We start from the raw sequence: 21,006 nt of genomic DNA on the forward strand, positions 1-21,006 counted from the left end.
CGGGAAAACACCCACACCGGCCAGCACAATCCAAAACTGGCATAAAAACCCGGCCACGCACACGGGGGTGCACGCAACCAGGCAATCAACACCATCAAAAAAATGGCATCAACGAACTTGGCACACTATTGAGTTCTCAAACAACAGGCCCCTCCGGTAAGCGCGGCACCCTCTCGGCGCCCGCCCCGTCCCGAAGCAACTTCTCAAACCTACCAGATCATCGTCCCGGCCGCAAACTCCGCATTCGGAGCGCATTTCGCTGAAATGATCCTTCCCGGCTGTTCTGGCCGCGCCTGAGCGCTGCTGATTTCAGCTGGTTTGAAGGGTTCTTTTCGTCTTCCTCCTCGGCGCTGTGAGCGCCTCAGTCCCTGACGACTCGGAATACATTACCCGCCGCCCGGGTGCCTCGCAAATCGACTGGGACGCCCGGGCGTGTCGCGTGCTGCCGGCCTCGCCGGCGCGGTCCATCGAGCTGTCATCCCGGAGACGCCGAAGGGGCGGCACCCGTGATGGGTGCCGCCCCTTGGGACGGGTCTGGAGACTCTCGCGAGCCGTGCCGAGTCCTACCAGGAGGACTTGGTGACGCCCGGAAGCTCGCCCTTGTGCGCCATGTCGCGGAAGCGGACGCGGGAGATGCCGAACTTCTGGAACGTGCCGCGGGGGCGGCCGTCGATCTGGTCCCGGTTGCGGAGGCGGACCGGGGAAGCGTTGCGCGGAAGCTTCTGGAGGCCGAGGCGGGCCGCCTCGCGGGCCTCGTCAGTCGCGTTCTCGTCGACGAGGGTCTTCTTCAGCTCGGCGCGCTTCGCGGCGTAGCGCTCAACGATGGCCTTGCGCTGCTCGTTGCGGGCAATCTTGGACTTCTTGGCCATGTCTTAGCGCTCCTCTCGGAAGTCGACGTGCTTGCGGACGACCGGGTCGTACTTCTTCATGACCAGACGGTCGGGGTCGTTACGGCGGTTCTTGCGGGTGACGTAGGTGTACCCGGTACCGGCCGTCGACTTGAGCTTGATGATGGGACGCGCGTCCTTGTCCTTCTTCGCCATCAGAGCTTCACACCCTTCGCAAGCAGCTCGGCGACGACCGAGTCAATGCCACGGACGTCGATGGTCTTGATCCCGCGGGCCGACACCGTCAGGGTGACGTTGCGGCGCAGGGACGGGACCCAGTAGCGCTTCTTCTGGATGTTCGGGTCGAACCGACGCTTGGTGCGGCGGTGCGAGTGGGAAATGCTGTGACCGAACGCGGGCGATGCCCCGGTCACCTGGCAATGCGCTGCCATGTTTCGCTCCTCCAAGGTGTAGTCAAACAGTTGCAGTAAAAATGGCGGTCCGCAGATGCGTCCCGCCACCTCGATGCACCGTTCGTTCTGCAGCTTTCCGGAGGGTGACCAGGCGGGGTGAGAACCAGCCGAAGTATCCTCGCCGCGGTTAGACGGTGACTTCAGTGCCGAGAAGTGGACTCCACTGCATACGACAGCCTTAAATACTAGGCGCCGCGCCCCGAGGCCGCAAATCAGCGCCGCAGCGCGGACCGCGCCTGCTGGAACGCCTTCCCGGGCAGCTGCGACCACGCCCCGCGCGCCTGGCGCTCCTCGTCGAGGGCCGCCCTGAGCGCCCGCACTTCCTCGAGCAGCGCCTCCTGGCCGCGCTGGAGCTCATCGATGCGCGCGTGGAAGCGGCCGACCTCGGCGGCCATCAGCTCCCGCTGGTAGACGAGCGGACCCAGCCCGTACGCCGCCGCGTGCTCGCGGACGAGCCGATCCCGCACCTTGAGCGAGTAGACATGGTGGTCGAGATCGCCGGCGATCACGCTGTTCGCGTCGGCGTCGGTCGCGCCGCGCCGCTGGTTCCAGAACGCGAGCGGACGGCCCTTGATGTACCCGATGTGGTGCCGGACCAGGAACCGGAGGTGGAACTCCCAGTCGCCCACCACGGCGAGGGACTCGTCGAAGCCGCCCAGCTCGTCGTACACGGAGCGGCGGAAGAGGAACGAGATGGGCACGAAGCGGTTGTAGTGCAGCTGGTCCACCAGCGTGATGGCGTGCAGCTGGGGCTCGAAGATCACCCGCTCCTCAACCTCGCGGCCGGTGGCGGTGAGCTTCTCGAACACGATCTCCGTCTCGACGGTCACGCCGCCGTCGTCCGGGTGGGAGTCCAGATGCGCGACCGTCGTGGCGAGGAACTCGGGCGCCCACTCGTCGTCGTCGTCGTGGACGGCGATGTACTCGCTGTCCGCAGCGGCGATGCCGCGGTTCGAGGCGGCCTCCATGCCCAGGCTCTCGGCGTGGTGCAGGACTAGGAGGCGCCCGGCGAGCTGCTCCTGGAAGTCGGCCAGGACCGCGTCCACCTCCGCGCTTTCCCCGCCGTCGTTGACCACGACGAGGGTCCAGTCCTCGAAGGTCTGCTGGAGGATGTCCTCGATGGCGCGGCGCAGCAGGCGCGGCCGGTTCTTGGTCCGGGTGACGATGACAACGCGGGCAGACGGTCGGCTCACGGTACTCATTTCAGGCGGGGCGGGCGATTCGAGGCAATGCTACGGCACCGCTCCCTCCCCGGCGCGCCGCCGCGCCTGCGCGCCGCGCGGCCAAGGCGCCCTGAGAATGAGCGCAAGCGCGGCAGCTGCCGCGTGCCTGCCAGAGGGGGACTCATGACTCAGCGCTCGACCCTGCCCGCCGCCTGCGCACTGCTCGCCATGGCCCTCGCACTCGCGGGCTGCTCCGGGACGGGCGCGCCGCCGGGAGCCTCCCCCGCCACGGGCTCAGGCGGCGGCACTGCGGGAAGCACGACGCCGAGTGACTCCACCGGGGCCGGCTCGCCGATCGCTGCACCCACTCCCTCGGACCCCCTGGGTGTCCCGTCGTCCGCGCAGAGCATCATCGCGCAGGACGCCCTCGTGTCGCAGACGTGCACAGCAGACGCGGCCGGGGCGTGGAGCTTCAGCGGAACCGTGCGCAACGACAGCCAGGAGCGGCGCACCTACACCGTGGCCATCGCCGTGACCGACGGGCCGAGGGTGGCGGGCCACTCGCTCCAGACCGTGACCGTCAGTCCGGGAGGCACCGCGGAGGTGCGTGCGGAAGCCTTTGCGGTCACGAACGGCCAGGGGGCGTCCGGTCCCGCGCAGCTGCGCTGTGACGCCGTCGTCTCCCAGGAGGTGGCCAAGTGACGCGCCGCCGGCGGCTCCTCCCCGCGCTCCGTTTCGCAGCGATCGCCGCCGTCGTGAGCCTCGCCTCGGCCTTGGCCGCCATGCCCGCCGAGGCGACCACCGCGCCGTCGCCCGTGCCGGTCGCGACGGCAACCACGACGGCAACCACGGCGACCGGCACCCCCGCCCCCAGCACCACCATGTCCAGCACCACGCCGTCCAGCACCGCCGACCCTTCGCCAACGCCTCCGACGAGCTCCCCGGGCGCCCCGGCGACGGCGCCTTCCACCGCGCCCGCCAGCCCGTCTGCCAGCCCGTCTGCCGCGCCGTCGGGGACGGCAGACACCTCGCCGACGGCGGCTCCGGCGGCGACAGCCGCTGCACTCCCCTACCCGGTGGGCGGCGCGATCGGAGCGGTCTGGACCGCGGCTGGGGGCGAGTCCTCCTTCCTCGGCCTGCCGGTGGGGCCGGAGACCTGCGGCCAGCCCGACGGCGGCTGCTTCCAGGCCTTCCAGCACGGCTACATCTTCTGGTCGCCCACCACCGGGGCGTGGGCCGTCAACGGGGCGATCCTGGGGACCTACGCCGCGCTGGGCCACAACCGCGGCTGGCTCGGCTACCCCACCGGACCCGAGACCTGCGGCCAGCCCGACGGCGGCTGCTTCCAGGCCTTCCAGCACGGCTACATCTTCTGGTCCCCCGCCATCGGCGCCTGGGCCGTCGGCGGGGCGATCCTCGGAACCTACGCCGCGCTGGGCCACAACCGCGGCTGGCTCGGCTACCCCACCGGACCCGAAACCTGCGGCCAGCCCAGCGGTGGCTGCTTCCAGGCCTTCCAGCACGGCTACATCTTCTGGTCCCCCACCACCGGCGCGTGGGCTGTGGGAGGGGCGATCCTGTCCCGCTACGCGAGCTACGGGCACAACCGCGGCATCCTCGGGTACCCCGTGGGCCCCGAGGTGTGCGCCGGCGGCGAGTGCATCCAGACGTTCCAGGGCGGGCTGATCGGCTGGTCGTCGGCGCAGGGCACCACCGTGTACGCGATGAGCGAGTGCAACGCCCTCAACAACGGCTTCAGCGTCTACGGCGCGAACGGCTCGGCGAGGGTGACCTTCGCGATCGCCGAGGCCTACGGCGTGACGGGCGTGACCGCGGTGAACTGCTTCAAGGTCGCAGGGCTGTTCGTGCCGCAGTGGATCACCGACGGCCAGGCCGGCAAGGCAGGATTCAAGGCCCCGGGCGTCCCCTCGGGCCCCACCCGCTACGACTACTCCCCGAGCGGGTCGTACACGGTCACGGAGGCGTTCGGCGTCGGGAACCCGGGCACCGCATTGCAGTACACGACCCTCAATCCCAACTCCCGCTGGGGCGGGAACCCCTGGACCCCGACGTACAACACGTACTTCGAGTCGAGCTCATGGGTCGGGTACGACGAGAACATGTGGTACTTCGCCACCCGCTCCACGCACGACTACCGGCAGGGTGCGGTCATCAACTACAACCGCCCGCCGGACAGCGAGATCGTCCAGGATGCCGGCTTCGCCATCTTCCTGCACGAGAACAAGTCGCCCACGGCGGGGTGCCTCGCGCTCGACGACTGGGCGGTCGTCGACTTCCTCCAGCGGTCCCGCCCCGGCGACCGGATCATCATGGGCGTGCGCGGAGACCTGTTCCGGTGAGCCGGTGACCCGTGGGCCGGGAATGAATGCGCAGCGCTTTGAGTTGTAGCTTCAAGTAAGGCCCGGACGGCCAACCCAGCGACGAAAGCCCGCCACCGAGCTTCCGCCCTCTACGGAAAGAAGACCAGGATGACTGACATCACCATCATCGGCACCGGCAACATGGCCCGCGGACTCGCATCCCGCGCGATCGCGGCCGGCAGGAGCGTCCAGCTCCTCGCGCACGAGGACAAGGCCAAGGCAGAATCGCTGGCCAGCCAGCTCGGGAGCGGCGTCACCACCGGCGTCCTCGGCGATTCCGTCGAGGGGCAGATCGTGATCCCCGCCGTCTACTTCGACGCCTCGAAGGCCATCGTGTCCCAGTACGGCGAGGCCCTCTCCGGCAAGGTGTACGTGGACATCACCAACCCCGTCGACTTCTCCACCTTCGACAGCCTCGCGGTGGCCGCAGGGTCCTCCGCCGCGGAGGAGCTCCAGAAGCTCACGCCCGCCACCGTGGTCAAGGCCTTCAACACGACCTTCGCCGGCACGCTCGTCTCGGGCGAGGTCTCCGGGCAGCAGCTGGACGTCCTCATCGCAGGCGACGACGAGTCCGCCGTCAAGGCCGTCTCCGACTTCGCCTCCGCGGCGGGGCTCAACGCGATCACCGTCGGCCCGCTGCGCCGCGCCCAGCAGCTCGAGCAGACCGGCTTCCTGAACATCCTCCTCTCCGCCAACGACGACCTGCCCGAGTACCAGTGGAACTCCGCCCTCAAGTTCCTCCCGGCGGTCTGATCCCCGAACCCCCATGCGCACGACGGCGGCGCCGCACCCACCCGGGTGCGGCGCCGCCATCGTTCCCCAGGCCATCGAGGTGGGTCGAGGTGGGCTTGGACCGACTGGACCCACAGCGTGGCTAGGGTGGGCGCATGAGCAGCGCCCGGACTCCCTTCGTCCTCCTGCACGGCTGGGCGTGCCCGCCGGCGAACTGGGACGCGGTCGCGCGGCTCGTCACGGCCGCGGGGCACCTCGCGGTGACGCCCCACCTGCTCGGGTACGGGCCCGAAGCCGGGAGCACCGGCCCCGATGAGGACGCGTGGACGCTCGAGGCGGCCGTGGACGACGTCGTGCGCCTCCTCGAGCGGCTCGGCTCGCCTGCCGTCGTGGCGGGGCACTCCCTGGGCGGCTCGGTCGCAGCGACGCTCGCGGCCCGCCGGCCTGACCTCGTGAGGGGGCTCGCGTTCGTGGGCATGGTCCCCGTGGCGCCCAGCCCAGCGACAGCCGAGCGGCTCACGAGGCTGTTCCTCAGGCCGAACGCCCCCGCCATCCCCGACGCCGCCGCCATCGAATCCGTTCTCGCCGCCTGGTACGGCGCCGCCCCGACCGATCCCGTCCTGCGGGTCGAGCTCGAGGCGCCGTTCCGCGTGCCCTCCGACGTCCTGCGTGGCTCCCTCCGGGCAGCCCTCGGCGGCGTCGCGCCCGAGGTGCCCGAGAAGATCGAGGCGCCGGTCGCCGTCGTGCTCGGAGGCGGAGACCAGACGCGGCCGGCGGGGCCCATCGAGGCGCTCCTCGCCGCGCACCCGGGCTGGACTCTCACGAGCGTGCCTGACGCCGGCCACATGGTGCATGTGGAGGCGCCGCAGCAGTGCGCCGACGCCCTGCTCGCGCTCGCGGCGTCGGTCCCGCCGGCACCGGTCGTCCCGCGGCACCCGCGGCAGCCAGAGGCCCCTACCCGCGAGTAGGGACGCGGCGTACCATGGTCTGACAGCTTGGGGTCACCGGCCCGCGGCGCCCCTTTGGACGACAGGGGGCAGCCATGAGCACCGAGACCGACCCGACAACCGCTGCTGCACCCCCAGCTGCACCCCCAGCAGCCGCGACCGGCGCCGCCCCGGGCGAGCCGATCACCGCGCCGGAGTCACGCAAGGAGGCGGCCTGGGCCGAGTCGCGCGCCGTGGCGGAGGCCAGTCGCCAGACGGAGTGGGAGCGCCCGAGCTTCGGCAAGGCCCTCTACCTCGGCGACTTCCAGTGGGACCTCATCCACCCCGTTCCCGAGCCTGCGGCCGAGGATGTGGAGCGCGGCGAGGCGTTCCTCGCGCGGCTGCGCGAGCTCGCCGCCACGATGGACGGCCGCCGCATCGAGGCCGAGGACCGGATCCCAGACGAGTACCTCCGTGCCCTCGCCCGGGTCGGCGCCTTCGGGATGAAGATCCCCACCGAATACGGAGGCCTGGGGCTCACGCTCGCCTACTACGGGCGCGCGCTCATGCTCCTGGGCTCGGTGCACCCCTCGATCGGCGCGCTGCTCTCGGCTCACCAGTCGATCGGGGTGCCGGAGCCCGTGAAGATGTTCGGCTCCGCGGAGCAGAAGAAGGCCTTCCTCCCCCGCTGCGCCGCGGGCGCCGTGACGGCGTTCCTCCTCACCGAGCCCGACGTCGGCTCCGACCCCGCCCGTCTCACGACCACAGCCCGCCTCGCCGACGACGGCGAGAGCTACGTCCTGGACGGGTCGAAGCTGTGGACCACGAACGGGGTCATCGCAGAACTCGTGGTCATCATGGCCAAGGTCCTCCCGCATGAGGCCGCCGGCGACGTGCCCGCGGGCAAGGGCGGGATCACGGCGTTCGTGGTCGACATGGCCAGTCCGGGCATCACCGTGGAGAACCGCAACTCGTTCATGGGCCTCAAGGGCCTCGAGAACGGCGTGACGCGGTTCGACGGCGTGCGGGTGCCCGCCGCGAACCGCGTGGGACGGGAGGGGCTCGGGCTCAAGATCGCCCTGACGACCCTCAACACGGGGCGCCTCTCGATCCCTGCCCTGTGTGCGGGCGGCGCGAAGTGGGCGCTCAAGATCGCCCGCGAGTGGTCGGCGGCGCGGGTGCAGTGGGGCCGCCCGATCGGCGAGCACGAGGCGGTGGCGGGCAAGATCGCCTTCATCGCCGCCACGGCCTTCGCCCTCGAGTCAGTCTTCGAGGTGTACGCGGCCGTCGCTGACGCCGGCATGAAGGACGTCCGGATCGAGGCTGCCCTGTCCAAGCTGTGGACCTCCGAGATGTCCTACACGGTCGCGGACGAGCTCCTCCAGATCCGGGGCGGCCGCGGCTACGAGACCGCCGAGTCGCTGCGGGCCAGGGGCGAGCGTGCCGTCCCCGTGGAGCAGCTCGTGCGGGACCTGCGGATCAACCGGATCTTCGAAGGGTCTACCGAGATCATGCGGCTGCTCATTGCCCGCGAAGCGGTGGACGCCCACCTCGCCGCGGCCGGAGACCTAGCCCGTGCCGACGCGACCTTCGCGGAGAAAGCCCGCGCGGCGCGGGACGCCTCGGGCTTCTACGCGAAGTGGCTGCCCAAGCTGCTCGCGGGCGAGGGCAACGACCCCCGCGCCTACCGCGAACACGGGCCCCTCGGGCGGCACCTGCGCTACATCGAGCGGGCATCGCGGCGCCTGGCCCGCCACACCTTCGCGGGGATGGGCCGGTGGCAGGCCGGGCTCGAGCGCCGGCAGGTGTTCCTGGGGCGGGTCGTGGACATCGGCGCCGAACTCTTCGCCATGGCCGCCACGTGCAGCCGGGCCGAGCAGCTCCGCTCCGCCGGGGCTCCGGGCGCCGAGAGCGCGCGGGACCTCGCCGAGGCGTTCTGCGGGCAGTCCCGCCGGCGGATCGAGACGCTGTTCTCCTCGCTCTGGGACAACACGGACGACGCCGACCGCCACCTCGCCCGCCGCGTCCTCGCAGGTGACTTCGCCTGGCTCGAGGAGGGCGTGCTCGACCCGTCCGAGGGCACCGGGCCGTGGATCGCGCCGCCGGCCGCCGGGGCGAGCACCGCCGCGGACGCGCACCGAAGCGTGCGGTGACACCGCTTCCGGGACCCGGGGTTGCCCCGGCTCAGCGGTCGAGGGTGACGGTGCGCAGGTCGAGGCGGCGCAGCACGCGGTCGACGAGCTCCGGGTCGTTGCCCGGTTCGTTGCGGGCGGCGAGCATCTCGCGGCGTGCGGCGTCGAGGGCGTCGCGCTGGGCGCGGTCCATCACGGCGAGCACGGCCTGGAGCCTGCGCATCTTCTCGGGGTCCTCGGCGTAGTCCGACTCGAGGATGCTGTGGAGGGAGGACATCCGCCGAGCGAGCGCCTTGCGCCGTCCTTCGGGGAGCTTCAGTGCGGCCGGGGAGCTGTGCAGGGCCTCGAGCGCCACCCGCTCGGCCCGGCGTGCGAGGCCCCGCTGCGCCTGTTCCTCCGCTGCCCGGTCATAGGGCAGGCGGAGCACCCGCATGAGCCAAGGCAGTGTCAGGCCGGGCAGGACCAAGGTGGCCACCAGGACGGACACCGCCACCGCGACCACGAAGTTGCGCCCGGGAGTGGGCGACCCGTCGGCCAGTGTGGAGGGGAGCGCGAGGGCCAGTGCAAGCGTGGCGAGGCCGCGCATGCCGCACCACGTCAGCACCACGACTTCCTTGAGGGTGCCCGGCGTCCTCTCGCGCCGCTCCGCTCCCCCGATCCGGTACATTCCGTACATCCACACGAACCGCACCAGGATGACAGTCACGCAGATGGCCGCGATGCCGGGAATGAATGTCACGAGGTTGGGACCCTCCGCCACGACGACCGCGCGCATCTCGATCCCCACGAGGCCGAAGGCGATCCCCGTGGTCAGGAGCTCGAGCACTTCCCAGAAGGCCGAGCGAGTCAGCCGCTCCTCGGAGTCCTGGGGCCGGGCCCTCCGGCCCAGCTCCACCGCGGTGACCACCACCGCGACCACTCCCGAGCAGTGCACCACCTCGGCCAGGAGGTAGACGGCGTAGGGTGCCACGAGGGTGGCCGCGCTGCGGGCCACGAGGTTGGGCACGAACCGGGTGAGCGCGCCGACGACCCACGCCATCGCGAGCCCCAGCAGCACCGCCCCGGCCGCCCCGACGAGGAACCGCGGCACGACGTCCCAGCCGACCCGCTCATGGTTCACCGTCGCTGACACGGCGGCCTGGAAGATCACGATGGCCATGGCATCGTTGAACAGGCCCTCGGTCTGGAGCACCGTCAGCAGCCTCCGGCGCATGCTGACCTTGCCCGCGACCGCCTCCACGGCCACCGGATCGGGCGGGGCGACGACCGCTCCGAGCGCGATCGCGAGCGGCACCCCGACGGCGGGGACCAGCCAGGACGTCACCGCCGCCACGGCCGCCACCGTCGCGACAACCAGCAGCACGGCCAGGAGCACGAGTGAGCGCCAGCGGAGCCGGAACACCGACCAGCTCGTGCGCTGGGCGGCAGCGAACAGGAGCGGCGGAAGGAAGAGCGGAAGGATCAGCTCCGGCTCGATGTGGGTGTCCGGGACGAAGGGCAGCGACGCGGCGAGCGCCGAGAACACCAGCATGAGGATGGGGTACGGCAGGCGGATCCGCTCGCCGATCCCCACGATGACCACCGTCCCGAACAGCAGGCCGACCACAAGCAGCAGAAATTCCATGCGCGCCCCTTCGCCTCAGGAGCATCTTTCCACGCGGCCGGGCCGCCGCCTCAGGTGGCCGGGCGCACGACGGCGAGCGGTCGCCGTCGTGCGCCGGCGGGAATCAGCGTGCCGGCTCGGGGATGACCCATTCGAAGGCGCGGGCCCGGGATCGGGCGCCCTGGGCCGCGCGCGAGCGGTTGGGCTCGTCGAGGTCGGCCAGGAGGGTCTCGGAGATGCGCACGAGCTCGGCGAGGGCCCCCGGGGTGAACCAGTCGGGGCGGGTCGCGAACAGGATGTCCTCGCTCGAGGTGTTGCCGCTCGCGCCCGGGGCGAAGGGGCAGCCGCCCAGGCCGCCGAGGGCGCCGTCGACCATCGACGCGCCCGCCTGGACCGCGGCGAGCGTGTTCGCGACGCCGAGACCCCACGTGTCGTGGCCGTGGTAGACGATCTCCCGCTCCGGTGTCTCCTCGCGGACGCGCGCGATGAGGTCCGCGACCTGGGCCGGGACGGCCTGGCCCAGGGTGTCGCAGATGACGACTCCCTGGGCGCCCTCGGCGCGTGGATCGTTGGCGATCGCGATGACCCGGTCCGGGTCCACCGGGCCGTCGAACGGGCAGGTGAACGAGGTCGCGATGCACAGCTCGACGGCGGCGCCCGCCTCGCGGGCCATGTCCAGGGCGGCGGGCATGGCCGCCAGGCTGGCCTCCGTGGTGCGCCCGATGTTCGCGAGGTTGTGCGCGTCCGTGGCAGAGAAGCAGTACTGGAGGTTCCTGGCACCCGCCTCGAGCGCGAGCTCGACGTGCCTGGGGGTCGCGACCCACAGCCAGCAGGAGGCGAGCTCCTCGGGCGTGAGGGAGCGCACGACGTCGAGCGTGTTCGCCATCGGCGGGACCTTGTCCGGCCGCGCCATCGAGCCGATCTCGAGGGCCGGGACGCCGAGGGCCAGCAGCCTCCGGACGATCTCGACCTTCCGCTGGATGGGCAGCACCTTGCCCGTGAGCTGGAGCCCGTCGCGGAGGGTGACGTCGCGGAGCCGGGCCGCGGGCGCGAAGGCGAAGCTCATACCGCCACCCCCTCGGCCGCGCGCAGGATGGCCCGGATCTCGTCCTCGGACTTCTTCAGCAGGTCGCGGCAGATCTCCTCCGTGTGCTCGCCGAGCTCAGGCCCGAGCGAGCGGATGGGAAGCGACTCGCCCCCGAGCACGGGGACGATTCCGGGGAAGCCGACGTCGGGGATGGTGCGCTCCCCGGTGGAGACGTCGAACCGCTGGATCATGTTCCTTGCCGCGTACTGCGGGTCGCCGCAGATGTCCTCGGCCGTATAGATCGGCCCGGAGGGCACGCCGGCGGCATCGAGCACCGCGAGGGCCTCCTTCGGCTCGAGGGTGGCCGTCCAGGCGCCGATGGCGGCGTCGAGCTCGTCGCGGCGCGCCCACCGGCCGGCGTTGCTGGCGAGCGAGGGGTCCGCGGCGAGGTCGGGGCGGCCGATGATCTCCATGAGCCGGCCGAAGATGGAGTCCCCGTTCCCGGCGATCACGATGCTGCCGCCGCCGGCGCACACGTAGGCGTTGCTCGGCGCGATGCCTTCCATCCGCCCGCCGGTGCGCTCGCGGCGCACCCCATAGGCCTCGAAGTCCGGGACCAGCGACTCCATCATCGAGAACATCGCCTCGTTGAGCGCGACGTCGACCATCCGCTCCCCGAGCGGGAGGCTCCGCTGGGCGCCCTTGGCCCGCTCGCGCTCGAACAGGAGCATGACCGAGCCGAAGGCCGCGTAGAGCCCGGCGATGGAGTCCCCGATCGAGATGCCCACGCGCACCGGGGGCCGGTCGGGGTCGCCCACGAGCTCGCGGAACCCGCCGACTGCCTCGGCGACGGCGGCGAACCCGGGCCGCGCCGACAGGGGGCCAGTCTGCCCGTACGCGGACAGGCGGGTGACGATCAGGTCCGGGTTGGCCTCGCTCAGCACGTCGGGGCCGAGGCCCCACCGCTCGAGGGTGCCGGGGCGGAAGTTCTCGAGGAGGACGTCGCAGTGCCGCACGAGGTCCAGCACGAGCGCCCGCCCGGCATCGGAGCGGAGGTCGAGGGCGATGGACTTCTTGTTGCGGTTGATGGTCCGGAAGAGCATCGAGGTGCTGCCCTCGTAGAGCCGCCAGTTCCGCAGCTCGTCCCCCGTGCCCGGCCGCTCGACCTTGATGACCTCGGCCCCGAAGTCCGCGAGCATCCGCCCCGCGGTGGGCGCGGCGATGTAGTTGCCCAGCTCGAGCACCCGGATCCCGGCCAGGGGCGCCGGCCGGGATCCGTCCTCCGCGGGCCGCGGGTGGGGCTCAGGCCGAGACGTAGTCATTGGTGTACGTCTTGCTCAGGTCGATGTCCTTGTTCCCCACCTCGGGGTTGGCCACGCGCTGCGTCTTCAGGACCGCCTCAGTGCCGTCCTGGGTGAACTTGCCGTCCTTGCTCAGCGTCTTCTTGAGGTCGTCGATGACCTTGGCGTACTGGGCCTTGTCGCCCCCGGAGAACTTCTCCGGCATCTTGTCCGCGATCTCCTGGCCGGAGTGCTGGCTGATGTAGTCGAGGGTGCGCTTGATGGCCCGGGCGAGCTTCTTCCCCGTGTCCTCGTTCTGCTGGAGCCAGTCGGTCTTCGCGTACAGGCAGGCGGACGGCCACGAGTCGGTCCCGAACACCTCCTTGAGCCCCTCGACGGACCGGACGTCCTCGAGGATGACGGGCTGCTTGCCGAGCTGCTTCGCCAGCACGGAGATGTCGGGCTCGAGCATGACGGCGGCGTCGACCTGGTTGTTCTGCACGGCGGCGACGGCGCTCGAGCCGGCGCCGATGGCGGAGACCGCGGCGTCCGTGGGCTGGAACCCGTTCTTGGAGAGGAGGTACTTGACGAACATGTCAGTCGAGGAGCCGGGAGCCGTGACGCCGACGTTCTTGCCCTTGAGGTCACCGATGGACTTGATGCTGCCCTCGTTCTTGGGGGCCACGATGAGGGCGAGGCCGGAGGACAGGCCCATGTCGACGAAGGCCTTGATGCTCTGGTTCTTCGCCTGCATCTGGATGGTGTGCTCGTAGTACCCGCACGTGACCTGGGTGCTGCCGCCGAGCATGGCGGTGAGCGCCTTCGACCCGCCCTGGAGGTCCTGGAGCTCGACGTCCACGCCCTCCTCCTTGTAGTAGCCGAGCTGCTCGGCGAGCGTCGCCGCCAGGTAGGTGAGGAGAGTCTGGCCGCCGACGCCGATGACCACCTTGGATCCGGATCCGCCGCCGGCCGCCCCAGAGGCTCCCGAGGGCGCGTTCTGCCCGGGCGGCGCCGAGGACGGGGCCCCGCAGGCCGCGAGCGCGAGCGCCGCTGCGGCACCTCCGGCAACCGAGAGGACCCGGCGGCGGCTCCAGCCGGCCGTGACCGCGGGAGCCTGCTGTGATGGGCGAGACGACGTCATAGGGAATGGTCCTTCCTGGGACAGGTAGCGGGATTCTTAGGCGGACTGGGCGGGACGCCAGCGCAGCAGGTGGCGCTCGATCCGGTTGACGATGAGGTCGATGATGAGCACGACGATCATGAGGATGAACATCCCGGCGAACACCCCCTTGGTGTCGAAGACGCCCTGGGCCTGTGCGATGGCGTAGCCCACGCCACCGGAGGCGCCGAGGTACTCGCCGACGACCGCGCCGGTGATCGCGAACCCCACGCTGATGTGCAGGCTCGAGAAGATCCAGGTCAGGGCGCTGGGGATGAAGACGTGGCGCAGCAGCTGCTTCTCGCTCGCGCCGAGCATGCGGGCATTGTCGATGAGCACCCGGTCCACGCTCTTGACGCCTTCGAGGGTGTTGAAGAAGACGATGAAGAAGACGAGCGTGAAGCCGAAGGCAACCTTGGACCAGATGCCCAGGCCGAACCAGAGCAGGAAGATCGGGGCCAGGACGACGCGCGGGAGGGCGTTGAACATCTGCAGGAACGGCTGGAAGAGCCGCTCGAGGAAGGCGACGCGCGCGAGGACGAATCCGAGGGCGAGGCCGGCCGCCGCGCCGACCGCGAAGGCCAGCAGGGCCTCCTGCATCGTGATCCACAGATGCGGGAAGACGTAGCCCGAGGAGATCCACAGCCAGACGGTCTGGAAGATGTCCGAGGGCAGCGGGAAGAAGAACGGGTCGATCACGCGGGCGCGCACCAGCAGTTCCCACGCCACGAGCACGACGACGGCGAGGCCGAGCTGGAGGAGGCGCATCCCTGCGGTCTGGGCTGCACGCGTCCGGGGCCCCTTGCCCCGCGAGCCAGGGCTGCCCGCCACCGACCGTCCCATCGGCTTTGCTCCCTGTCGGTTGACGTTGGCGACGGTCATTCCGCCCCACCTCCCGCGGCCGCCGAGGACTGATAGGTCTTGGAGACTTCGACGCGAAGGCGTCCCCAGATCTCGCGGTGCAGCTCGACGAACTGCGGGTCGTCGCGGATCTCGAGGAGGTCGCGCGGCCTGGGGAGGGTGATGTCGTACGAGGCCACCACGGTGCTGCCCGGGCCGGCGCCGAGGATGACGACCTCGTCGGAGAGGGCGATGGCCTCGTCGAGGTCGTGCGTGATGAAGATGACCGCCTTGCCGGACTCCTGCCAGAGGGCCAGGAGCTCGTTCTCCATGATCTGGCGGGTCTGGATGTCCAGCGCCGAGAACGGTTCGTCCATGAGCAGGATGTCCGGGTTGACGATCCACGCCTGGGCGACTGCGGTGCGCTTGCGCATACCGCCGCTGAGCTGGTGGGGGTAGCGGTCCGAGAAGTCCTTCAGGCCCACCTTCTCGAGCCACCTCTGCGCCTCGGCCCGGGCATCCGCCTTGCCCACGCCGGCCATGGTGAGGCCGAGGCTGACGTTGTCGATCACGGTCTTCCACGGGAGCAGCCCGTCCTGCTGGAACATGTAGGACGCGCGCCGGTTGACGCCCTTGACCTGCTGCCCGAAGCTGCGGGCGGTCCCCTCGGTCGGGGACAGGAGGCCAGCCGCCATGTTCAGGATCGTGGACTTGCCGGAGCCCGTGGGGCCGACGACCGAGACGAACCGGCCGGGCCTGACCTTGAGGTTGATGTCGCGCACCGCGACATAGGTGTCACCGCTGGGCGTCGTGAATTGCTTCGTGCAGCCCTCGAGGTCCACCGCGTACTCGTCGACAGCCGTGTGCCGGACCATCCCCACTCCCCTAACCTCACCACATCGTGGGTTCAAGTTCAGAATATGGGTCGAGCGTAGCAGTGACCCCCGTCACCCTCAACCCCCGGAGGCGGGTTCGACGGCGCGACCGCCCCCTCCTACACTCAGTCCATGACAGAGCGGGACTCGGCGGCCGCACCGCTGCTCGTGCTGAAGAAGATCACCGCGATCCTGAGCGCCTTCTCGCTGGCCCGCCCGGAGCTCGGCCTCGCGGACATCCGGGCATCCACCGGCATCCCGCACTCGACCGTGCAGCGGCTCGTGGCGAACATGGTCCAGGAGGGCCTCCTGGACCGGCACGGCGACAGGTACCGGGTGGGGCTCAAGGTCGCGCACTGGGCCGCGCCGGCGACGCAGGGCATCGACTACCTCGAGCTCATCACCCCGGTGCTGCGCCGGCTGCGGGACCAGCTCACCGAGACGGTCTGCCTCTTCAGGGCTTCGGAGGGCCGGCGCGTGTGTGTCGCCGTAGCCCAGACGCAGCACCTGCTCCGCCGCGCCGTCGAGGTGGGGAGCATCATGCCGCTCCACGTCGGCTCTGCCGGGCGCGTCATCCTGGCCTGGTCCCCCGAGGTCGCGCAGGAGGTCTACTCCGCCGGCCTGGATGCCATCACCGACCAGACGATCACGAGCCCGGACGCCCTCCGGCAGGCCGTCGCCCAGACCCGCGCGGACGGCTACGCCATCACGACCGGCGAGCGCGTCACGAGCGCGAGCGGCCTGTCCGCGCCCGTCTTCGGCCCTCAGGCCGAGCTCTTCGGCGCCCTGTCCGTCATGGGCCCGACGGTCCGGATGCCGCGAGAGGTGTGCGAGTCGTGGGTCGAGCCCCTCCTCGCCGCGGCCGAGGAGGCGACCCGCCTCCTCGGCGGACGGATCCCGGCGGCGGCCTGACCGGCGCAAGCGCGAGAACGCGCCATGGCCCGCACTCAGGGTGGGGCCATGGCGCAAGAGCGGGACGCCGCTGCGGGAAGGGCGGGAGCCTACGCCTCGGGTGAGCCGGCCGCCGACGGCGAGCGTGCGCCGTCGTGCGCGGAAGAGGTTCCGAGCGCGCGCTGGGCGGCGCGGCGCCGCACGAACGGGTAGACGACGAGGAGCAGCCCGAGCGCCCCGAGGCTGAGCCACACCTGAGGGGCGGCGTCCGGGTCGAGCGCCATGAGCACGACGATGAGCCCAACGGCGGCGAGGACTACCGCGTTCAGCCATGGGTGCAGCCACATCTTCAGGGTCAGCCCAGCCTTCTCCCGGGCGTTCATGCGATTGCGCAGGCGCCACTGCGTGAGCGCGACGAACGCATAGACGAAGAGGGCCACGCAGCCCGCGGAGTTCATGATGAAGTCGAAGACGTCCTTGGGCGCCACGTAGTTCGCCGCGATCGCCACGTAGCCCACGACGGTCGAGAGCAGGATCGCCTTCCAGGGCACGCCCGCGCGGTTGCGGTCCTCCACCCACCGCGGCGCATAGCCGTGCTTCGACAGCGCGAACAGCATGCGGGAGCCCGAGTAGAGGCCCGAGTTGAGCACGGACAGCGCGGCGGTGAGCACGACGGCGTTCATCACCTGCTCGGCGCCGGGCAGCCCGAAGCGGCCGAAGGCGAAGGCGAAGGGGCTCACCTTGGCGGGCAGCTCGTCCCAGGGGACGACCATGAGAAGGATCGCGACGGAGCCGACGTAGAACAGCAGGATGCGCCACACGACGGTGTTGGTGGCCTTCGCGACACCCTTGGCGGGCTGGTCCGACTCGGCCGCAGCCATGGTGACGATCTCGGTGCCGAAGTAGCTGAAGATCACGACGGCGACGCCGTTGAACACGGCGGCCCAGCCGTGGGGCATGAAGCGGTGGTCGGTGATGTTGGCGACCGAGCCAGTGGAGCCGGGGATGATGCCCAGGACGTAGAGGGTGCCGACGCCGAGGAACACCACGATGGTGGTCACCTTGATCGACGCGAGCCAGAACTCCGTCTCACCGAAGGACCGAAGGGACATGAGGTTCGTGAAGGTGAACACGAGCATTCCCGCGAGCGCGAACGTCCAGTCCGGGACGCTCGGGAACCACTCGTGGAAGATCCGTCCGACGACGACGGCCTCGAAGGCCACGACGCCGACCCAGAAGTACCAGTAGAGCCACCCGATGGTGAACCCCGCCCAGTTGCCCAGGCCGTCGCGGGCGTACTCCATGAAGGAGCCGACAACGGGCCGGTTCGTGGACATCTCACCCAGCATCCGCATCACGAGGACGACGAGGGCGCCGCCGATCGCGTACGAGAGCAGGGCCGCGGGTCCCACGGTGCGGATCACCGAGCCGGAGCCGACGAAGAGGCTCGCTCCGATGATGCCGCCGAGGGCGATCATGGTCAGGTGCCGCGGCCGCAGCCGGGTACGGGGGTCGGACTCCGTCGTCCGGACCGCGCCGCTGCCGGGGGCCGCGCGGGCCGCTGGGTCTTCTCGGGTGGGCGCAGCGAGGTTGTCAGGTGCCTGCATGCGGATCTCCGTTCCATCCGGGGCGATCGGCGTGGTGCCGATCACAGTGCCCCGTCAGGATGCGCGATCCTGGTCACATGGCGCGATGGAGGAACCGCACTCCGCAAGCCCGAACGGCTGGATGCTTCGTCCTTGCCGTCAGTCCTTCCCGAGCCATGCCGAGGCGGCGACGACGAGGGCGGCCGTTCCCGTGGTGAGCGTGGGCTCGAGGACGGGGGCGAACTTCGGGGAGTGGTTCGCGGGGATGGAGCTCACCTCGCCCGCGGCCTCAGCGGCCCGGTAGACCTCCGGATCGACCATGCCGACGCCCCAGTAGGTGTAGGGCACTCCGAAGGCCCTGGGCACGTCGCTGAAGTCCTCGCTGGCGGTCTGGCGCCCGTAGTCGCCGATGGCCTCGGCGGGGAAGTAGGCCGCGAACGCGTCGGCGACCCTGGCGGTGACATCCGGGTCGTTGTCGGTGAGGGGGTAGCTGTTGTAGACCTCGATCTCTGGGTCCCGGGGCGAGCCCGATGCCGCGGACTCAGCCTTCGCGATCCGCTCGATGGCCGCGAGGAGCTGGTCGCGGATCCCCTGGCTGTAGGTGCGGATGTTGAGCTCGAGGACGGCGTGGTCGTCGATGATGTTGCTCTTGGCGCCGACCGCAATCCTGCCGACCGTGAGCACGGCGAACTCGCCCGGGGGAACCTCGCGCGCCACGACCGCCTGCAGCCGCACCACGACCATCGAGGCGAGAACGGCCGGGTCGATCGACAGGTGCGGCATGGATCCGTGGCTCCCGCGCCCGTAGAGCGTGATGCGGACGCTGTCCGCCATCGAGAGGAAGGCGCCTGCGTAGGTGCTCACGGTTCCGGCGGGGTGCACGAGGATGTGCTGGGCGAGGGCGACGTCGGGCTTCGGCACTGTGGTGACCAGGCCGCCGTCGACCATGCTCTGCGCACCGTCGCCGAGCTCCTCCGCGGGCTGGAACAGCGCGATGAGGGTCCCGGACCAGGAGTCGCGGCCCTGGGCGAAGAGCTTGGCGGCACCGAGCAGGCAGGCCACGTGCGCGTCATGCCCGCACGCGTGCATGACGGGGGTCTGCTTGCCCGTCTCGTCCGTCGCCGTCGCCTGGCTCGCGTAGTCCAGGCCCGTGGCCTCGGCGACGGGCAGGGCGTCCATGTCCGCGCGCAGGAGGACCGTGGGGCCCTCGCCGTTGCTGAGGACCCCCACGAGCCCCGTGCCGCCGATCCCCTGGTGGACCTCGTAGCCGGACTCGCCGAGCTGCTCGGCGACGATCCCGGACGTGCGGACCTCCTGGTGGCTCAGCTCGGGATTGAGGTGGAAGTCCTTGTAGAGGGACTCCTGCCAGTCGGCGATCGCCGCCTGGCCGGAAAGGATGGTGCGTGCGGATTCAGCGGATGCCATGGCCTTCTCCTTGCTGCAGGCGTTGTCGCCCTGAGACTACTCCTGTGGTCACTTCGCCGGCTCTGCCTGTTCCTTGCCCTTCGGGACGGTGACCATGATCGAGACGATCGCGATGACGACCATGACGAGGTTGAAGGCGAGCGCGACGACGGCGGCCTGGCGCAGCGCCGTGTTGTCGGTGCGGCCCTGGTTGATGAGCACGTCGCCCACGAACTGCGCCGCGCCCCCGGTCCCGAAGGCCGTGAAGAGCGCCAGCGAGATTGCGGCGCCGATGGCGCTGCCCAGCGACGAGGCCATCTTGTAGATGCCGGCGCCCGCGCCGGCCTGGTTGGCCGGGAGGTTCGCGAGGGCGGCGTCGGTGGACGGGGTCGCGTAGAACGCGAGGCCGAGGCCGAACAGCGCGTAGGCGGCGACGGCGAGCCACGAGTACGTGCCCAGCAGAAGGTTGGTGGGCATGAGCAGCAGGACCGCGAGCATGACGATGAGTGAGCCCCAGATCATCGGCTGCCGGGGCCCGAAGCGCTGGAGGAGCTTCTCGCCGAGGCGGATGAACGCGATGATCGTAACCGCGTAGCCGAGGGTCAGCAGGCCAGCGTCCGAGGCCTTCATCCCGCCGGCGAGCTGGAGCAGCTGCTGGGTGACGATGAGCAGGCCGATCGTGCCGTTGAGCAGGAAGTTCGAGATCGTCGCGCCGGTGAACGTCCGGTTCGCGAAGAGGGCGAAATCGATGAACGGCTTGGCGGCGCGGCGCTCGATCCTCACGAGGAAGGCCAGGCCCACGACGGCGACAACCGCGAGTCCCAGCGTGACCGGGGAGGCCCAGCCGATCTTCGCCCCGAAGATCAGCACGATCATGAGCGCGAGCATCGAGACCATGAACACCAGCACGCCCGGGAGGTCGAACCTGAAGGCCTCGCCGGTCTGGGCGACCTTGCTCTCGGGCGTGCCGCGCAGGAGCAGGATGGAGATGACGGAGATGACGATCGAGGCGATGAAGATCCAGCGCCAGTTCACGAGGGTCGAGACGTAGCCGCCGAAGATGGCGGCGAGCCCGGACCCGCCCCATGAGCCGATCGACCACATGGACACCGCGCGCTGGCGCCCGGGCCCGTCCCAGTAGGTCTTCACGAGGGCCATCGTCGCGGGCATGATGCATGCCGCGGAAAGGCCCTGGACGGCGCGGCCGCCGAGCATGAGCGGCAGCGCGAGCGGCCCCGTGGCGAGGACGATCATGAGCGAGCCGAGGATCCCGAGCCCGTTGCCGATGAGGCTGATGCGCACGCGGCCCACACGGTCCGCGAGCCCGCCGGCGACCACGATGAACATGCCCGAGAAGAGCGCGGTGATGGACACCGCGAGGTTCATCGCGTCCACGCCGACGAACGGGCTGGTCCAGGTCTTCGCAGCCGGGTCCGAGTAGGGGCCGTTGACGTCGGTGAGGATGTTCGGGGCGACGGTTCCCATCGTGCCGGCGAACAGCCAGAAGGTGATGACGCCGAGCACAATTCCCAAGAGCAACTTGTCGTTGCCCTGGTAGGTGGTCCGGGCTGGGGCTGGGGTGGTGCTTGCCATGACAACTCCTCGCTGGAGCGGCTACCGCCTTAGATGGTTGATTCTTCAACTATGCGCCGGTGAGGCGTGCTTCCGGCACCGTTTGCCATCCTGTGCCAAGTGTCGTCCGTCACG

Annotated in this window: 19 protein-coding genes; 6 read left to right on the top strand and 13 right to left on the bottom strand. The window is 70.4% G+C overall.

Annotated elements, in window-relative coordinates:
* Window positions 1-563: 563 nt before the first annotated feature.
* The 4 genes from rpsN to CGQ25_RS14380 all read right to left on the bottom strand — a co-directional run bounded on the left by rpsN (window position 564) and on the right by CGQ25_RS14380 (window position 2,493).
* Window positions 564-869 (bottom strand): 30S ribosomal protein S14, encoded by a 306-nt coding sequence (rpsN, locus tag CGQ25_RS14365; protein ID WP_208710539.1) that lies wholly within the window; start codon window positions 867-869, stop codon window positions 564-566.
* A 3-nt stretch (window positions 870-872) separates the two neighbouring features.
* Window positions 873-1,043: a 50S ribosomal protein L33 gene (rpmG, locus tag CGQ25_RS14370; RefSeq protein WP_043122011.1), complete on the bottom strand. Its 171-nt coding sequence runs from the start codon at window positions 1,041-1,043 to the stop codon at window positions 873-875.
* Window positions 1,043-1,279: a 50S ribosomal protein L28 gene (rpmB, locus tag CGQ25_RS14375; protein ID WP_208710540.1), complete on the bottom strand. Its 237-nt coding sequence runs from the start codon at window positions 1,277-1,279 to the stop codon at window positions 1,043-1,045. The genes rpmG and rpmB overlap by 1 nt, the downstream gene beginning before the upstream one ends.
* A 233-nt stretch (window positions 1,280-1,512) precedes the next feature.
* Window positions 1,513-2,493, bottom strand: a complete 981-nt coding sequence (locus tag CGQ25_RS14380) for a glycosyltransferase family 2 protein (RefSeq protein WP_208710541.1) — start codon at window positions 2,491-2,493, stop codon at window positions 1,513-1,515.
* A 153-nt stretch (window positions 2,494-2,646) separates the two neighbouring features.
* On the opposite strand from CGQ25_RS14380, the gene CGQ25_RS14385 reads away from it, so the two are divergent.
* From CGQ25_RS14385 to CGQ25_RS14405, 5 genes are all read left to right on the top strand, one after another.
* The gene (locus CGQ25_RS14385; protein WP_208710542.1) at window positions 2,647-3,165 is read left to right on the top strand and encodes a hypothetical protein; all 519 of its coding nucleotides are present in this window, start codon (window positions 2,647-2,649) and stop codon (window positions 3,163-3,165) included.
* Window positions 3,162-4,823, top strand: coding sequence for a hypothetical protein (locus CGQ25_RS14390; protein WP_208710543.1), 1,662 nt, complete (start codon window positions 3,162-3,164; stop codon window positions 4,821-4,823). The genes CGQ25_RS14385 and CGQ25_RS14390 overlap by 4 nt, the downstream gene beginning before the upstream one ends.
* A 129-nt stretch (window positions 4,824-4,952) precedes the next feature.
* Complete coding sequence (locus CGQ25_RS14395; protein ID WP_208710544.1) at window positions 4,953-5,597, top strand: NADPH-dependent F420 reductase; 645 nt, start codon at window positions 4,953-4,955, stop codon at window positions 5,595-5,597.
* A gap of 134 nt (window positions 5,598-5,731) precedes the next feature.
* Window positions 5,732-6,544: an alpha/beta fold hydrolase gene (locus CGQ25_RS14400; protein WP_208710545.1), complete on the top strand. Its 813-nt coding sequence runs from the start codon at window positions 5,732-5,734 to the stop codon at window positions 6,542-6,544.
* A gap of 74 nt (window positions 6,545-6,618) precedes the next feature.
* Window positions 6,619-8,655 carry an acyl-CoA dehydrogenase family protein gene (locus tag CGQ25_RS14405; protein WP_208710546.1) on the top strand — a complete coding sequence of 679 codons (2,037 nt, stop codon included), beginning with the start codon at window positions 6,619-6,621 and terminating at the stop codon, window positions 8,653-8,655.
* 31 nt (window positions 8,656-8,686) lie between these two features.
* Here CGQ25_RS14405 and CGQ25_RS14410 read toward each other — a convergent pair whose 3' ends face one another.
* The 6 genes from CGQ25_RS14410 to CGQ25_RS14435 form a co-directional block, all read right to left on the bottom strand.
* Window positions 8,687-10,258, bottom strand: a complete 1,572-nt coding sequence (locus CGQ25_RS14410; RefSeq protein WP_208710547.1) for a sodium:proton antiporter — start codon at window positions 10,256-10,258, stop codon at window positions 8,687-8,689.
* Window positions 10,259-10,361: 103 nt separating this feature from the next.
* Window positions 10,362-11,303 (bottom strand): hydroxymethylglutaryl-CoA lyase, encoded by a 942-nt coding sequence (locus tag CGQ25_RS14415; protein WP_208710548.1) that lies wholly within the window; start codon window positions 11,301-11,303, stop codon window positions 10,362-10,364.
* Entirely contained in the window at window positions 11,300-12,586 is a 1,287-nt protein-coding gene (locus CGQ25_RS14420; protein ID WP_208710549.1) for a CaiB/BaiF CoA-transferase family protein, read from the bottom strand. Before CGQ25_RS14420 ends, CGQ25_RS14415 begins: the two co-directional genes overlap by 4 nt.
* The gene (locus CGQ25_RS14425; RefSeq protein WP_208710550.1) at window positions 12,567-13,685 is read right to left on the bottom strand and encodes an ABC transporter substrate-binding protein; all 1,119 of its coding nucleotides are present in this window, start codon (window positions 13,683-13,685) and stop codon (window positions 12,567-12,569) included. Before CGQ25_RS14425 ends, CGQ25_RS14420 begins: the two co-directional genes overlap by 20 nt.
* Window positions 13,686-13,721: 36 nt before the next feature.
* Window positions 13,722-14,471 carry an ABC transporter permease gene (locus CGQ25_RS14430; protein WP_208710551.1) on the bottom strand — a complete coding sequence of 250 codons (750 nt, stop codon included), beginning with the start codon at window positions 14,469-14,471 and terminating at the stop codon, window positions 13,722-13,724.
* A 110-nt stretch (window positions 14,472-14,581) separates the two neighbouring features.
* Entirely contained in the window at window positions 14,582-15,418 is an 837-nt protein-coding gene (locus CGQ25_RS14435; RefSeq protein WP_208710552.1) for an ABC transporter ATP-binding protein, read from the bottom strand.
* Between the two features lie 132 nt (window positions 15,419-15,550).
* Between CGQ25_RS14435 and CGQ25_RS14440 the strand changes: the two genes are divergently transcribed.
* Window positions 15,551-16,330 carry an IclR family transcriptional regulator gene (locus CGQ25_RS14440; protein WP_208710553.1) on the top strand — a complete coding sequence of 260 codons (780 nt, stop codon included), beginning with the start codon at window positions 15,551-15,553 and terminating at the stop codon, window positions 16,328-16,330.
* Window positions 16,331-16,419: 89 nt separating this feature from the next.
* On the opposite strand, the gene CGQ25_RS14445 is transcribed toward CGQ25_RS14440, so the two are convergent.
* The 3 genes from CGQ25_RS14445 to CGQ25_RS14455 form a co-directional block, all read right to left on the bottom strand.
* Window positions 16,420-17,916: an amino acid permease gene (locus CGQ25_RS14445; RefSeq protein ID WP_208710554.1), complete on the bottom strand. Its 1,497-nt coding sequence runs from the start codon at window positions 17,914-17,916 to the stop codon at window positions 16,420-16,422.
* A 138-nt stretch (window positions 17,917-18,054) separates the two neighbouring features.
* On the bottom strand, window positions 18,055-19,320 hold the full coding sequence (locus CGQ25_RS14450) for an amidohydrolase (RefSeq protein WP_208710555.1): 1,266 nt from the start codon (window positions 19,318-19,320) through the stop codon (window positions 18,055-18,057).
* Window positions 19,321-19,368: 48 nt separating this feature from the next.
* On the bottom strand, window positions 19,369-20,892 hold the full coding sequence (locus CGQ25_RS14455) for an MFS transporter (protein WP_208710556.1): 1,524 nt from the start codon (window positions 20,890-20,892) through the stop codon (window positions 19,369-19,371).
* Between the last annotated feature and the right edge of the window lie 114 nt (window positions 20,893-21,006).

Source organism: Sinomonas sp. R1AF57 (assembly GCF_002224485.1).
Lineage (GTDB): Bacteria > Actinomycetota > Actinomycetes > Actinomycetales > Micrococcaceae > Sinomonas > Sinomonas flava.